General features: G+C 61.4%; 12 protein-coding genes. 10 read left to right on the forward strand and 2 right to left on the reverse strand.

Annotation, left to right across the window (positions count from 1 at the left end; genetic code table 11):
* Positions 1 to 6 precede the first annotated feature (6 nt).
* The 4 genes from AB5Y89_RS17135 to AB5Y89_RS17150 all read left to right on the forward strand — a co-directional run bounded on the left by AB5Y89_RS17135 (position 7) and on the right by AB5Y89_RS17150 (position 5,553).
* Entirely contained in the window at positions 7 to 1,242 is a 1,236-nt protein-coding gene (locus AB5Y89_RS17135; protein ID WP_124244364.1) for an HD-GYP domain-containing protein, read from the forward strand.
* Between the two features lie 352 nt (positions 1,243 to 1,594).
* Positions 1,595 to 3,286, forward strand: coding sequence for a sensor histidine kinase (locus tag AB5Y89_RS17140; protein WP_041212838.1), 1,692 nt, complete (start codon positions 1,595 to 1,597; stop codon positions 3,284 to 3,286).
* Positions 3,283 to 3,987 carry a two-component system response regulator BtsR gene (btsR, locus tag AB5Y89_RS17145; RefSeq protein WP_010674324.1) on the forward strand — a complete coding sequence of 235 codons (705 nt, stop codon included), beginning with the start codon at positions 3,283 to 3,285 and terminating at the stop codon, positions 3,985 to 3,987. The genes AB5Y89_RS17140 and btsR overlap by 4 nt, the downstream gene beginning before the upstream one ends.
* A gap of 144 nt (positions 3,988 to 4,131) precedes the next feature.
* The gene (locus AB5Y89_RS17150; RefSeq protein WP_010674323.1) at positions 4,132 to 5,553 is read left to right on the forward strand and encodes a carbon starvation protein A; all 1,422 of its coding nucleotides are present in this window, start codon (positions 4,132 to 4,134) and stop codon (positions 5,551 to 5,553) included.
* A 62-nt stretch (positions 5,554 to 5,615) separates the two neighbouring features.
* Here AB5Y89_RS17150 and AB5Y89_RS17155 read toward each other — a convergent pair whose 3' ends face one another.
* Complete coding sequence (locus AB5Y89_RS17155) at positions 5,616 to 7,259, reverse strand: mechanosensitive ion channel domain-containing protein (protein ID WP_323899896.1); 1,644 nt, start codon at positions 7,257 to 7,259, stop codon at positions 5,616 to 5,618.
* 216 nt (positions 7,260 to 7,475) lie between these two features.
* On the opposite strand from AB5Y89_RS17155, the gene AB5Y89_RS17160 reads away from it, so the two are divergent.
* The 5 genes from AB5Y89_RS17160 to AB5Y89_RS17180 all read left to right on the forward strand — a co-directional run bounded on the left by AB5Y89_RS17160 (position 7,476) and on the right by AB5Y89_RS17180 (position 12,720).
* Positions 7,476 to 7,808, forward strand: a complete 333-nt coding sequence (locus AB5Y89_RS17160) for a DUF3302 domain-containing protein (RefSeq protein ID WP_104452765.1) — start codon at positions 7,476 to 7,478, stop codon at positions 7,806 to 7,808.
* A gap of 10 nt (positions 7,809 to 7,818) precedes the next feature.
* Entirely contained in the window at positions 7,819 to 8,856 is a 1,038-nt protein-coding gene (locus tag AB5Y89_RS17165) for an HlyD family secretion protein (protein ID WP_039038992.1), read from the forward strand.
* A 122-nt stretch (positions 8,857 to 8,978) separates the two neighbouring features.
* The gene (locus AB5Y89_RS17170; protein ID WP_368224204.1) at positions 8,979 to 10,739 is read left to right on the forward strand and encodes a DEAD/DEAH box helicase; all 1,761 of its coding nucleotides are present in this window, start codon (positions 8,979 to 8,981) and stop codon (positions 10,737 to 10,739) included.
* 87 nt (positions 10,740 to 10,826) lie between these two features.
* A complete protein-coding gene (dacB, locus tag AB5Y89_RS17175) occupies positions 10,827 to 12,260 on the forward strand; it encodes a D-alanyl-D-alanine carboxypeptidase/D-alanyl-D-alanine-endopeptidase (RefSeq protein WP_042017206.1) in 1,434 nt (477 codons plus the stop codon).
* A 202-nt stretch (positions 12,261 to 12,462) separates the two neighbouring features.
* Positions 12,463 to 12,720 (forward strand): GrxA family glutaredoxin, encoded by a 258-nt coding sequence (locus tag AB5Y89_RS17180; RefSeq protein ID WP_010674029.1) that lies wholly within the window; start codon positions 12,463 to 12,465, stop codon positions 12,718 to 12,720.
* A 59-nt stretch (positions 12,721 to 12,779) separates the two neighbouring features.
* On the opposite strand, the gene AB5Y89_RS17185 is transcribed toward AB5Y89_RS17180, so the two are convergent.
* Entirely contained in the window at positions 12,780 to 12,989 is a 210-nt protein-coding gene (locus AB5Y89_RS17185; protein WP_010674028.1) for a DUF1653 domain-containing protein, read from the reverse strand.
* 356 nt (positions 12,990 to 13,345) lie between these two features.
* Here AB5Y89_RS17185 and AB5Y89_RS17190 point away from each other — a divergent pair, with 356 nt between their 5' ends.
* Complete coding sequence (locus AB5Y89_RS17190; RefSeq protein ID WP_368224205.1) at positions 13,346 to 14,560, forward strand: pyridoxal phosphate-dependent aminotransferase; 1,215 nt, start codon at positions 13,346 to 13,348, stop codon at positions 14,558 to 14,560.
* Positions 14,561 to 14,565: the final 5 nt, after the last annotated feature.

Genomic DNA, 14,565 nt, shown 5'->3' on the forward strand with positions numbered 1-14,565 from the left:
TAGTCCATGGCGCTGATACAGGCCTCCATCGAGCAGTTGAGAGTCGGCCACTACATCCATCTTCCCACGGGATGGACGAGCCACCCTTTCATGTTCAACGCCTTCAAAATCAAGGACCAGCAGCAGCTCGACATCATCCGCCACCTCGACCTGACCCTGCTGATGGTGGATCCCGACAAGAGCGATCTGCCGGTAGAGCCCCTGCTGCGGGCCGAACCCGTTCCCTCTCTTGAGATGAGCGACACCGGGGATACCGCCCCCTCTTCTGAGGGCCCCACCTTCGACGAAAAGGCGTTCAGGCGCTCCCTTCGCATCGCGGACAAGGCGTTCGGTCAATCCCTGTCAGATCTTCGCGACGCCCTTGGCGCCCTCAACCTCAAACCGGACGAAGGCCTGGCCAATACTGCGCAGATAGTGCGCAGCACCGCCGCCCGTCTGGCAGAACACCAGGGGCCGCTCGGTCTGCACCTCATCCGCAGCCAGAACACGGATACCCTGCTGCAACACAGCCTGAGCGTGGCCTTCATCGCCATGCTGATGGCACGGGAGCTTGGCATGAATCCCGTCGAGATCGAGGAGACCGGTCTGGCGGGCCTGATCCACGACATCGGCGAGCTCAGGATCCCGAGCCAGATCATCCAGAAGCGGGGGGAGCTCAGCAAGGCGGAGCAGAATTTCCTCAACATGCATCCCCAGTACGGACTGGAGATGCTCAACCAGTTGCAGGCTTTCGAACCCAGGATCCGTGAGGTCGCCTACCTGCATCACGAACGCCTCGATGGCAGCGGTTTTCCCCTCGGGATCAAGGGCGACAAGATCCCCCCCCTCGCCCGCCTCATCGGGCTGGTGGATCACTATGACGAGCTGCTTCATCCGCGCAGCGGCCTCAACCCGCCTGGGCCCAGCCAGGTGATCGGCCAGCTCTACAAGCTCTCCCAGAAGAAGTTCGAGCAAACCCAGGTCAGGTTGCTGATAAAGGTGCTGGGGGTCTATCCACCGGGTTCCCTGGTGCGCCTGGATGACGATGCCCTGGCCCTCGTGCTCTCCACCGAGCCCAGCATGCCCCTCAGACCCAAGGTGCTGCCCTACCTCAAGGGACAGCGACCGGAAGGGGTGGCCATGATCGATCTGCGGGAAGATGCGCGAAGCATCGTCGCCACCCTCAGACAGGAAGAGCTGGACGACGCGCAACGCGCTTTTTTCGGTCTGGGTCGGCGGGTCTGTTACTATTTCGCCTTCTGAGTTATCCCCAGAAGCTGGGGATAACTCATTGGACAAACCTGAATAATTGCTCAGGTCCCCTCGAAATCGTCCACCATTGGAGCTGGATAAAAAACGCCCAGCCGATGGCCGGGCGGAGCATGCCACCTCCGTGTGGCGTATCCGGTGGATACCTTCATGCTCGCATCAGCAATATCAAGCGGGCACCGATTACACAAATATCAATTTAACGTGCTGATTTTATATGGTTTTATTTTTCCATTCTGGCAAACTGCCGCAGCGTTCAGCCCGCAGCCCGCATCAAGACGGGCTCAGGCTCACCCTGCGTCATGACAACGCCCGGCTCCGGCGTGGTGTTTGAGGAAGCTTTTTTATGCAACTAGTCCTCTCTCTGCTCCAACAGATGAGCGTCAGTCTGGTCATCGCCTACCTTTTTTCCAAGAGTCCCCTGCTGCGTCCCCTGGCCAACTACTCCGTCAGGCTGCCCCACAAGGTGCTCATCTATGTCATCTTCTCCTGCTTTTGCATCCTGGGAACCTATGTGGGCCTCGACATCGATGACGCCATCGCCAACACCCGGGCGGTCGGTGCCGTACTGGGGGGACTGCTGGGCGGCCCCCTGGTGGGATTCCTGGTGGGGCTGACCGGCGGCCTGCACCGCTATACCCTGGGGGGGTTCACCGATCTCGCCTGCGCCATCTCCACCACCTGCGAGGGGCTGTTGGGGGGGCTGGTGCACTGGCGGCTGATGCGGGCAGGCAGGGTCAATGACCTCTTTGCCCCCAGGGTCGCCTTCTTTACCACCTTCGTGGCCGAGATCATGCAGATGGTGATCATCCTGCTGGTCGCCACCCCCTTCGACAAGTCCCTGCTGCTGGTGCGCACCATCGCCACCCCCATGATCCTCGCCAACTCCTGCGGGGCGGCGCTCTTCATCAGCATGATCCGCGACCAGCAGCGGATGTACGAAAAGTTCTCCCGGGTCTTCTCCGCCAAGGCGCTCACCATCGCCAACCGCACCGTCGGCATCATGAGCCAGGGGTTCACTCCGGAGGCCAGCGGCAAGATAGCCCATATCGTTCAGGAAGAGACCGGCGTCGGCGCCGTCGCCATCACGGATACCGACAAGATCCTCGCCTTCATCGGCACCGGAGAAGATCACCACAAGCCGGGCACTCCCATCACCTCGGCGATCACCCTGCAAGCCATCGCCCAGAACAAGGTGCTGTTCGCCGATGGCAACAGCCAGCCCTATCGTTGCAGCATCTCCCCCCAGTGCCAGCTCGGCTCCGTGCTGGTGATCCCCCTGCAGGGTGACGAGGGGGTGATCGGCACCATCAAACTCTATGAGCCCAAGAAGCGGCTCTTCCTCAAGATCAATCACACCCTGGGAGAAGGGATCGCCAACCTGTTGTCCCAGCAGCTGCTGGCAGGCCGCCTGGAGCAGCAGCAGCGCCTGCTGGTGCAATCCGAGCTCAAGCTGGTGCAGGCACAGATAAACCCCCACTTCCTGTTCAACACCCTCAACACCATCAGCGCCATTACCCGCCGCGATCCGGGACGGGCACGGGAGCTGCTGCTGCACCTCTCCCGCTTCTTTCGCAACAACCTCAAGCGCCAGAGCGGCCTGACCACGCTGCGTGAGGAGCAGGAGCACTGCCTCTCCTACCTGGAGATAGAGCAGGCCCGCTTTGGCGAGCGGCTCACCGTCATCAACGAGATCCCGCCCCACCTTGCCGAGGTGCAACTGCCGAGCTTCACCCTGCAGCCCCTCATCGAGAATGCCATCAAGCACGGCATCTGCTCCCTGCTGGGAGAGGGGCGACTTCGCCTCTTCGCGAGGGAGACCCCCGAGGCGATCACCCTTTGCGTCGAAGACAACGCCGGGGCCTGGCAACCATCCGGCCAGGGGGATGGTCTGGGGATGAGCCTGGTGGACAAACGCCTCAAGAGTGCCTTTGGCGAGCGCTATGGCATTGACGTCCAGTGGGAGCCGGAGCAATGGACCCGGGTCTCCCTGACCCTCCCACGACAACCCCGCACCACCGCCAAGGAGATGACATGATCCGCACCCTGATCGTCGATGACGAGCCCTATGCCCGCGAAGAGCTGGCAGAGCTGCTGGCCAGCGATCCCGACATCGAGATCCTGGGCATGGCGGGCAACGCCATCGAGGCGCTCGGCCTCATCCAGCAACTCAAGCCGGATGTGGTGTTTCTCGATATCCAGATGCCCAAACTCAGCGGCATGGAGCTGGTGGCCATGCTCGATCCCCTGCCCCGCATCGTCTTTGTCACCGCGTTCGACGACTACGCCATCCAGGCGTTCGAGGAGAACGCCTTCGACTACCTGCTCAAGCCGGTTGAGCCGGCGCGCCTCGCCAAGACCCTGGCGCGGCTCAGGCAGGACATCACCCCGCAACCGGTCGGGACCCTGGCCCCGACCATCCACCATATCCCCGGATACCTGCACAACCGGGTGCGGCTGCTCCCAACCTCCCAGGTGGAGTACGCCTTCTCCGATCTCGGCGGCGTCCATGTCGCCTGCCAGGGCGAGCTGTTTCACACCCAGCTCACCCTCAAATCCCTGGAGGAGAAGACCCCGCTGCTGCGCTGTCACCGCCAGTATCTGGTGGCCCCGGCCGCCATCTTCGAAATCCGTTTGCTGGAGAATCAACTGGCGGAGATCGTGACCCCGAGCGGGGCCCGGGTACCGGTCAGCCGCCGCTACCTCAAGGAGCTAAAAGACGAGCTGGGACTGGAATAAAACGGGGCGCGATGTGCGCCGGATCACAGCGGACAACCGCTCGGGTCGCCATGTCGCCGCTCACCCCCTTTCACCTGCCGTTAACAGAAGTCCCCACCTACACTGGCTGCGCACACCAAAAAATAACAAAGCAGGAGCGTAGCAATGATCTGGTTCTTCCTCTGTGTCGGCTTGTTGATAGCCGGCTACTTCATATACGGCAAATTCATCGAACGGATATTCGGGCCCAAACCCGAGTTGAAGACCCCCGCCATCACCATGGCGGACGGGGTGGACTATGTCCCCATGTCGGACAAGAAGGTCTACCTGGTTCAACTGCTCAACATCGCCGGCGTCGGCCCCATCTTCGGCCCCATCCTGGGTGCCCTCTATGGTCCGGTCGCCATGCTCTGGATCGTCTTTGGCTGCATCTTCGCCGGTGCGGTCCACGACTATTTCTCCGGCATGCTGTCGGTACGCGCCAGGGGCGCCTCGGTGCCGACCGTGGTCGGTGAGCACCTGGGCACCGCCGCCAAGCACTTCATGAACCTCTTTGCCGTGGTGCTCCTGATGCTGGTGGGCGTGGTCTTCGTCCTGAGCCCGGCGGGCCTGCTCGCCAACCTCACCTCCACCGATCTGGTCTACTGGATTGCGGCCATCTTCGCCTACTACATCCTCGCGACCATCGTCCCCATCGACAAGATCATCGGCCGCTTCTACCCCATCTTCGGCGCGCTGCTGGTCTTCATGTCGGTCGGCCTCATCATCGGCCTCATCGTCTCCGGCAAGGGCTTCTACAACACCGGGATGGACTTCTCCAACCTGCACCCGACGGACCTGCCGCTCTGGCCGCTGCTGTTCATCACCATCGCCTGTGGTGCCGTCTCCGGTTTCCACGCCACCCAGTCCCCGCTGATGGCGCGCTGCATGCAGAACGAGAGCTCCGGTCGCTTCATCTTCTACGGCGCCATGATAGGGGAAGGGATCATCGCCCTCATCTGGTGCACCCTGGGTCTCTCCTTCTACGACAGCACCGAGGCGCTCAACGCCACCCTGGCCAGCGGCGGCCCCTCTGCCGTGGTGCACGAAGTCTCCACCAGCCTGCTCGGTACCGTGGGCGGCATCCTGGCGATCCTCGGCGTGGTGATCCTGCCCATCACCTCCGGTGACACCGCGTTTCGCAGCGCCCGCCTCATCGTGGCGGACTTCCTGAACCTGACCCAGAAGCCCATGGCCAAGCGTCTGCTCATCGCCATCCCCATGTTCATCCTTGGTTTCATCATCTCCAAGGCCGAGTTCGGGGTGATCTGGCGCTACTTCGGCTGGGCCAACCAGACCACCGCCGTCATCATGCTGTGGGCTGCGGCCGCCTACCTCATCAAGGAAGGCAAGCTGCACTGGGTATGCACCATTCCCGCCATCTTCATGACCGCAGTGGTCATCACCTACCTGGCCAACGCCCCCATCGGTTTCGGCCTCGAGATGAATGTTTCCACCATCATCGGTCTGGTGAGCACCGCCCTCATCACCCTCGCCTTCCTGGTGAAATTCAGGCCCTCCCAACTGAGAGAGGCCAAGGAGAGCTGAGGCGTCAGCTTCTCTTCATGACAAGAGGCCCGGCATTGCTGCCGGGCCTCTGCTTTTTGTGGTCACTCCCTGACGGGGGGCTCGGCGGAATCGGGCGCCCGGGCCGGCGCCTGATACCACTGCTCCCTGGCCACCAGCACAGCCTGCTCCGGCTGGGCAATGAAGTTGGGGGACATGATCTGCACCCCGAACTCGTTGAAGACATCCTGAATATGGCCATGGAGCTCCGTCTTGACCACCGCAGGGAGTTCGCTTGCCTTCATCCTCACCTGCAACTCGTACTCCACATACCAATCCTGCAGATTCAACTGCCGCACCAGGGGAGCTTCATCCTGATTGAGCCGGGTGCAGCGCCGCGCCGCCAGCTCCAGCATGGCATGTACCTGACGCCAGGGGGTGTCATAACCGATGGTCACCTTGGTCAACAGGGCCACCCCCTTCTCGCCCGCCAGCCGTGTCAGGTTCACCACCTTGCCCCCCACCACCACTGCATTGGGCAGCGTGACCTCGTGATCCTGGCGCGTCACCAGCTTGGTCGAGAGGGCATTGAGCTCGCTCACCATCCCCTCCACCTCGCCGATCTGCACCAGATCCCCTGGCCGCAGTGCGCGGGAGTAAATGAGCACCAGGCCGCTCATGGCATGGTTCATGATACCGGCCGATCCCAGTGTCACCATCAGACCGAAGAAGACGCTGATCCCCTTGAAGGCATCGGAATCCGCCCCCGGCAGATAGGGGTAGGCCACGGTCAGGGCAAACAGCCAGATCACCACTGACAGCAGTCGCCGGGTGGCGCCTATGGTTTCGGCGTGCAAACCCTGCACCCGGAACTGGCCACGCTCGATGCGGTCGAAGAGGATGGCCAGCATCTTGATGAAGAAACGGGTGATGACCACGATAAGCAGCACGGTTACCAGGCCGGGCATGGCGGCAATCATGCCCTCCAGCATGTCGCCACACAGGGCAAACAGGGATTCCCCAAGCTGATAGCTCCAGGCCCGGGTCTGGGGGAACAGGCCGAGCACATAGGTCAGCCAGCCATAGGTGAGCATGAAGATGAGCAGCAGCGTGATGAGGCCGAGCAAGCGGACCTCGACATTCCCGGTGACCTGGCGCCAGGAGTGGGGGACCAGCCCCTTCTGCAGCAACAGGCGGTTGGCCAGCCACTTTCTGACTCGCCGATGCCCCCGCTGCAACAGCCAGATGAGGCCGAAGAAGATCAGGCTGACCACCACCGCCAAGCCGACGGCTCTGAGCAAATAGGGGGTCGAGTGCAGCTCGAGATACTTGATGCGCACGCCGTCGAGCCGATGCAGGACACGTTCAGCCGCCTGATCCAGGGTCAGCTCGTCGAATTCATCAAGGTCCCCTTCCAGCAGCACCAGAATGCGCTTGCCATTGACCAGAAACTCCCGGCTCTCCTGGCCGTGTCGGCTGCCTTTCGTCACGGCCACAGGCGTCATGAGGTCGCTTGGCTCCATCCGCTGAACTCGCTCATGGGCCAGCCGTACCCTGGCCGCCCCATCCAGGTTGCCATATTTAGCCGTCAGCATGACGATGGGTTCATGAAGCAGGACCAGGGTCTGTGCCCGCTCCTGCTCATTGGGCTCCATTCTGGGTTCGGCGGTCCAGCCGAGGCGGGACCACAACAGGCAGATCAGCAACAGGCCAAGCCGCCATCCTTTGCCACTGCACCATTCGTTCATCAGGTTCACCTCTCACCTTGCCCGGGCATCCATTGCTGTTTGATTTTATCTAACCAAATCAATTTTGTGTGTTAAATGAGCAACCGATGAACCATGCCTGTACCGCCACACCAACTCTCCGATTGCAGACTTGCACCGACGGCATATGCTGTCATTATTGCCGAAGCCTCGACTCGACAATCGAAGCATTGTTAGCGACTCAGACGGGAGAAATCGATGGTACTTGACTACATTGCCCTGGGGATCCTGGTGTTTGTCGTCTTGGTCATGTTCTATGGCATTATCGTCATTCACGATATTCCATATGAAATTGCCAAGCACCGTAATCACCCCCACCAGGACGCCATTCACGTGGCAGGCTGGGTCAGCCTGTTCACCCTGCACGTGCTCTGGCCCTTCCTCTGGATCTGGGCCACGATTTATCGCCCCGATCGCGGCTGGGGCTTCTCGCAACGCCTACAACATGACGAAACAGAGATCAGCGCACTCAAAGAGGAGCTGGCCGCACTGCAGGCTCGCATGGCCACGCTCGAACAGACCGACAAATAGGTAACGCCCCATGGACCTGCTACTTATTCTCACCTATACGGCCCTCTGCATAGGTATTTTCAAGATCTTCAAGATCCCGCTCAACAAGTGGACCGTGCCGACCGCCGTGCTGGGTGGCGTCATCATCATCGGCACACTCATCATGCTGATGAACTACAACCACCCCTATTCCGAGCTGGCTCGCAACTATTATGTCTCCACCCCGGTCGTGCCCCTGGTCAAGGGACGAGTCACCGACGTCCCGGTCAAGCCCAACCAACCGGTCAAGAAAGGGGATGTGCTGTTTCGCATCGACGCTGAGCCCTTCCAGGAGAAGGTCGCCAGCCTGACGGCGCGCCTCGCCTCCAACACCGATTTTCTGAAGGCTCTGGACGCCCGCCTGCGCTCCGCCAGCCTGGACAGGGATCGCGCCCAGGAGCTGATGCGACGGGGCATCGGCAAACAGCGCGACCTCGACGTCACCCAAGCCAACGTGGATGACATCGTCGCCCAGATAGATCAGCAAAAAGCGACCCTCAATGACCTGAGTGCCCAGCTCAACATCGCCAAGTACGATCTGGAGCAGACCGTGGTCTACGCCCCGAGTGACGGTCATGTCGTACAACTGGCATTGCGCCCGGGCATGATTGCCGCCCCCTTCATGTTCCGCCCCGTGATGACCTTCATTCATGAAGATGCCAATGCCTATGTCGGCTGGTTCTGGCAGAACAGCATGCAGCGGCTCAAAGCGGGTGACGAGGCCGAAGTCGTGCTCGACGGCATTCCGGGTCGCATCTTCAAGGCCAAGGTGCAGTCCGTTATCCCGGCCATGGCACCGGGCAATATCCAGGCACAAGCGGGTCTTATCGATCAGACCTCGGCACAGGTACCGGGTCGCCTGCCCATCGTGCTCGAGATCACCGATCCCGAGTGGGCAAACTACCAGGTGATCGCGGGTTCCAGCGGCCAGGCCGCCATCTATACCGAGCACTTCCACCACGTGGCCATCATGCGCAAGATCCTGATGCGCATGGGTAGCTGGCTCAACTACCTGTTCCCCTTCCACTGAGCTCCCTGACCTGCACGGGCCGGCATCCTGCCGGCCCGCTTCCTGTCAGCGCGAGCCTCCCTCGCTGCATTTTCCCCGCAAGATCCCTATAATGGCGCCACCTTGCGCCACAGCCGTTCCCCATGTTCGTTCTCAGACCTTATCAAACCGACGCGGTCAACGCCGTCATCAGCCACTTTCGCAAACACCCGGATCCCGCCGTGGTGGTGCTGCCCACCGGGGCCGGGAAGAGCCTGGTGATCGCCGAACTGGCCCGCAAGGCCCGTGGCCGGGTGCTGGTGCTGGCTCACGTCAAGGAGCTGGTGGAGCAGAACCACGCCAAGTACGAGGCCTGGGGGCTCAAGGCCGACATCTTCGCCGCGGGGCTCGCACGCAAGGAGGCGAGCGCCCAGGTGGTGTTTGGCTCGGTGCAGTCGGTGGCGCGCAATCTGGATGCCTTCGACGGCGCTTTTTCGCTGCTCATCATCGACGAGTGCCACCGGGTCTCGCTCGATGACGACAGCCAATACCATCAGGTGATCGAGCATCTCAAGGCCGCCAATCCGGCCCTCAAGATCCTCGGGCTCACCGCCACCCCCTATCGGCTGGGGCTGGGCTGGATCTACCGGCGCCACTACCACGGCATGGTCAAGAGCCACGGCGAGCGGCTCTTTGGTGACTGCGTGTTCGAACTGCCCCTGCGCTTCATGGTGAAAAACGGCTACCTGACCCCGCCGCGCCTAGTGGACGCCCCCATCGTCCATTACGACTTCAGCAAGCTGGTGCCGCGGGAGAACGGCCTGTTCAGCGAGGCGCAGCTCAACGGCGAGATCAAGCGCCAGGAGCGGGTCACCCCCCATATCCTGAGCCAGGTGCTGGAGTATGCGGCCGACCGGCAGGGGGTGATGATTTTCGCCGCCACAGTCGAACATGCCCGGGAAATTCATGGCCTGCTCGGTACCAGAGGCCAGCAGGCCGCCCTCGTCACCGGCGAGACACCGGGACCGGAGCGCGACGCTCTAATCAGTGCCTTCAAGGCGCGCGAGCTCAAGTTTCTGGTCAACGTAGCGGTGCTCACCACCGGTTTTGATGCCCCCCACGTCGACCTTATCGTGATGCTGCGTCCCACCGAATCGGTGTCGCTCTATCAGCAGATTGTGGGACGGGGCCTGCGCCTCTCACCCGGCAAGAGCGATTGCCTGGTGCTCGACTACGCAGGCAACAACTTCAACCTGTTTGCCCCCGAAGTGGGGGAGCCCAGGCCCCACGCCGGCACCGAGCCGGTTCAGGTGCCCTGCCCCGCCTGCGGCTTTGCCAACACCTTCTGGGGCAAGACCGACGAGGGTGGCAAGGTGATCGAGCACTATGGCCGCCGCTGTCAGGGACTGTTTGAAGATGACGAGGGCAACCGCGAGGAGTGCGACTACCGCTTTCGCGCCAAGATCTGCCCCGGTTGCGGCGCTGAAAACGACATCGCCGCCCGCCGCTGCCAAAGCTGTGACCAGCTGCTGGTGGACCCTGACGACAACCTCAAGGAAGCCCTCAATCTCAAGGACTGCATGGTGATCCGCTGCGCCGGTTTGACCCTGAGTGCCGGGCGCGGCAAGCAGGGGGAGCGGCTGGAGGTGACCTACCACGACGAGGATGGCCTGACCCTGACAGAGTACTTCCCCTTTCACTCCCGGGGTGCACAGCGCTTGTTTCAACAACGCTTTGTGCGTCATCATTGGCCCGCCCCGGGCCTGGAGCCCGAATTCACGACCCTGGCGAGCGTGATGCTCGCGGCAAACCAGTTCCGTCACCCGGATTTCGTCATCGCCCGCAAGTCGGGACGCTTCTGGCAGGTGAAGGAAAAAATATTCGATTACGAGGGGCGTTACCGGACTGCCAACGCCCCGGCCTGACCCCATGGCAGGCGATACCCGGCAGTCACCCGGTTTGATTATCGGGGCGGTTTCTGATGCCGCCCTTTCGTTCAGTTAGAGGATCCTATGCAGCGGCTGTTGATTGGTTTTTGTGCTCTCTTTTCTCTGGCGGTCCACGCCGCCCCGCTGACCCCGCCCAAGGGGGGCCAGTACGCCGTCATCGTACAGGGCAACAACGGGGTGGAATTTGCCCGTCACGCCGATGACATGATAGCCCCCGCCTCCACCATGAAGGTGCTCACCGCGCTCGCTGCACGCCTCGAACTCGGTGCCGACTTCCGCTTCGCCACCGACATCCAGGCCCAGCCCGGCGCCAAACAGGGCACCACCATCAACGGCGACATCTGGATCAACTTCGTCGGCGACCCGACCCTGTCGCGCATGGATCTGGTTGCCCTGTTCAAACAGTTGGGCGTCACCCGCATTCAGGGCAACGTCTATGTCAACACCGGTGCCTACAACGGCTATGAGCGTGGCAACGGCTGGTCCTGGGGGGATCAGACCCTCTGCTTCGCCGCTCCCGTCTCCTCGGTCATCATCGACAAGAACTGCGCCTACGGCACCATCACCGCCACCCAGATTGGCAAGCCTGCGGTGGGCAACGTGGCCACCGGCGTGCCCATCGGCATCGGCGCCGACAACGTGGAGGTGATGAGCTATGGCGACATGGCGCGTCAGTTCTGCGCTCTGGAAGTAGACATGGCCAAGGGCAACTTCTACGAGCTCAAGGGCTGCATCACCCCGAACAAGGAGCCACAAGGGCTGCGCTTTGCCATCCATGACGTGGAGGCCTGGGGCTGGGACAACATCCGCTGGGCCATGAACCGCGCCGGGATCAGCCACGACGGCCTGCTGCGGGTCACCCATCAGGCCCCTGTCGGTGCCCAGACCCTGGCGACCCACTACTCTGTCTCCCTGCCGGTGATGCTCGCCAAGATGTTGAAAAAGTCCGACAACCTCTACGCCGATACCTTCCTCAAAACCGTGGGGCGTCACTACTACAACAAGCCGGGCAGCTATCGCAGCGGCACCATGGCGGTGCGCGCCATCCTGACCAAGCACGGCATTGACCTTGGCAACGCCACCCTGGCCGACGGCTCCGGCCTCTCCGCCCACAATCTCATCAGCGCGCGCCAGATGTTGTCGGTGCTTAACTTCATCCAGAAGAACGATGCCGAGCTCGACTTCATCAAGCTGCTGCCAAGCTCCCAGGTAGACGGCACCCTGGCCTGGCGACGCAGCGTCACCGCTCCCATGATGAAGAACAAGGTACACGCCAAGACCGGTACCATCACAGGTACGTCGAACCTCGCCGGCTTCATCGACACCGCCGGTGGCCAGCGCAAGGCCTTCGTGATGTTCCAGCGCGGTCTCTCCCAGGATCCGGCAACCCACGAGCGCTACCGCGCCAGCAAGGCGCCCTGGCCCTGGACCGTCTTCGAAAAAGGCGTGCTGGAGAGCATCTACCAGCAACAACCCATCCAGATCGTCGAGCAGTGATAGACGGGCTGCCTTGCCGGCAAGGCGGCCCGATTCCCCGGCCTTGGGGGACGCTGGCGCCGTCATCAGCAGTGGGCGCAATCGGAGATGGCGAACGGAAGCATCGCTATTTTCAGCTTTGACTGACAGGGAGCCAGGGCTATGCTGTGCCCAGCCTCATCTCAATGGCCTTCTTCAACGGCTTGTTTAATGGAGAGAAAAGATGTTTGTAGAGATTTTTGGTCGTCCCGGTTGCCCCTATTGCGTGCGTGCCAAGCAGATTGCCGAGCAACTGACCGAGGAGCGCGATGACTTCGAGTTCCGCTACGTGGATATCAACGTGGCCGGGCTGACCAAGGACGATCTCGCCGCCAAGGCGGGCAAGCCGGTCACCACTGTGCCGCAGATCTTCCTGGATGAGCAGCACATCGGCGGCTGCACCGACTTCGAGGCCTATGCCAGAGCCAATCTGGGTCTGTAAGCCCCGACACCATGAAAAAAGGCGCCTCTGGCGCCTTTTTTCATGTCGCCAAGCCTGCCTCAGGCCACCGGCGTGAAGCGGCTCACCACCTGTCCCTGATGTTCAATCCACTCCATGAACATGGCGACGGGGCGGGCATAGACCTGACCATCCTGTTCGGATTGATAGATCACCAGCTGCTCCTGGGTTTCGGTGTGCAAGGCCAGGGCCAGAACCTGGTAATAGCCCCCCTTGAAATGGCGGTAGCGACCGGTGGCGGGTGCCTGCATGAGTGAACCTCGAGAGCGGGAAGATGAGCCCCCGTGCCTGCGTGCTCCCCTGGCAGACCGACGGGTCGGGGCCTTTTTTACCCCAGCCAATCGTGCCAGATGGGGGAGATATTTCAATACACTCATGTTGCTTTATGAAGCTACCCCTCATCTTTCACTGATCTACCAAAGAGAGGCAAACGATCATGCTAAATTTAACATTTCAACAACCCTGTTTCAGGGGTAAATATCAGGGATTTATTCCATAAATTAGATTGTTCTAGCATTCAATTCTGTGAAGAATAGGGGCAGAGAAATTTGATACTAAAAACAGCTTTTCTGCCAACGCGCCCCACGGGGAAGGAATCACGCTCACCATGTTCACTATCGACAAGTCGCACAAGCTCGACGATGTCTGCTATGACATCCGCGGCCCGGTGCACAAAGAAGCTCGCCGTCTCGAAGACGAAGGTCACCGCATCATCAAGCTCAACATCGGCAATCCGGCCCCGTTTGGCTTCGAAGCACCGGAGGAGATCATCAAGGATGTGATCCTCAACATGCCCCAGAGCCAGGGCTACTGCGACTCCAAGGGGCTGTTCTCGGCCCGCAAGGCGGTGATGCAGTACTACCAGCAAAAAGGGATGCGCAAGGTCGACATCGACGACATCTACATCGGCAACGGCGCCAGCGAGCTCATCGTGATGGCGATGCAGGCGCTGCTCAACAACGGCGACGAGATGCTGGTGCCCTCCCCCGACTACCCGCTCTGGACCGCGGCCGTCACCCTCTCCGGCGGCCATGCGGTGCACTACCGCTGTAACGAAGGGGCTGACTGGTATCCGGATCTCGACGACATCCGCGCTCGCATCACCCCGCGCACCCGCGGCCTGGTGCTGATCAACCCCAACAACCCGACCGGCGCCGTCTACGGCAGCGAATTTTTGCTTGAAGTGATCGAGATCGCCCGTCAGCACAACCTCATCATCTTCGCCGACGAGATCTACGACAAGATCCTCTACGACGACATCTCCCACACCAGCGTCTGCACCCTGTGCGACGACGTCATGGTGGTGACCTTCAACGGCCTCTCCAAGGCCTACCGCGCCTGCGGTTTCCGCCAGGGCTGGATGGTCATCACCGGACCCAAGGGTCGTGCCAAGGGCTATATCGAGGGGCTGGAGATGCTGGCCTCCATGCGGCTCTGTGCCAACGTGCCCATGCAGCACGCCATCCAGACCGCCCTTGGGGGCTACCAGAGCATCAACGAGCTGATCCTGCCGGGGGGCCGCCTGCGTCGCCAACGGGACAAAGCCTGGGAGCTTTTGAACGAGATCCCTGGGGTCTCCTGCGTCAAGCCCAAGGGGGCGCTCTACATGTTCCCGCGCCTCGACCCCAAGGTGTACGACATTCGCGACGACCAGAAGATGGTGTTCGACCTGCTGCAGCAGGAGAAGCTCCTGCTGGTGCAAGGCACCGGCTTCAACTGGCCGGCACCGGATCACTTCCGGCTGGTGTTCCTGCCCCGGGAAGAGGAGCTGGAAGAGGCTATCGGCCGTCTCGCCCGCTTCCTCAAGGGCTACAAGCAGTAAGCAAG

This window comes from Aeromonas sp. s4, assembly GCF_040907855.1.
Classification (GTDB): Bacteria; Pseudomonadota; Gammaproteobacteria; order Enterobacterales; family Aeromonadaceae; genus Aeromonas; species Aeromonas caviae.

Coding starts and splice junctions, on each gene's coding strand:
- AB5Y89_RS17135 (WP_124244364.1), top strand. CDS start 7: ATGGCGCTGATACAGGCCTCCATCGAGCAGTTGAGAGTCGGCCACTAC.
- AB5Y89_RS17140 (WP_041212838.1), top strand. CDS start 1,595: ATGCAACTAGTCCTCTCTCTGCTCCAACAGATGAGCGTCAGTCTGGTC.
- btsR (WP_010674324.1), top strand. CDS start 3,283: ATGATCCGCACCCTGATCGTCGATGACGAGCCCTATGCCCGCGAAGAG.
- AB5Y89_RS17150 (WP_010674323.1), top strand. CDS start 4,132: ATGATCTGGTTCTTCCTCTGTGTCGGCTTGTTGATAGCCGGCTACTTC.
- AB5Y89_RS17155 (WP_323899896.1), bottom strand. CDS start 7,259: ATGAACGAATGGTGCAGTGGCAAAGGATGGCGGCTTGGCCTGTTGCTG.
- AB5Y89_RS17160 (WP_104452765.1), top strand. CDS start 7,476: ATGGTACTTGACTACATTGCCCTGGGGATCCTGGTGTTTGTCGTCTTG.
- AB5Y89_RS17165 (WP_039038992.1), top strand. CDS start 7,819: ATGGACCTGCTACTTATTCTCACCTATACGGCCCTCTGCATAGGTATT.
- AB5Y89_RS17170 (WP_368224204.1), top strand. CDS start 8,979: ATGTTCGTTCTCAGACCTTATCAAACCGACGCGGTCAACGCCGTCATC.
- dacB (WP_042017206.1), top strand. CDS start 10,827: ATGCAGCGGCTGTTGATTGGTTTTTGTGCTCTCTTTTCTCTGGCGGTC.
- AB5Y89_RS17180 (WP_010674029.1), top strand. CDS start 12,463: ATGTTTGTAGAGATTTTTGGTCGTCCCGGTTGCCCCTATTGCGTGCGT.
- AB5Y89_RS17185 (WP_010674028.1), bottom strand. CDS start 12,989: ATGCAGGCACCCGCCACCGGTCGCTACCGCCATTTCAAGGGGGGCTAT.
- AB5Y89_RS17190 (WP_368224205.1), top strand. CDS start 13,346: ATGTTCACTATCGACAAGTCGCACAAGCTCGACGATGTCTGCTATGAC.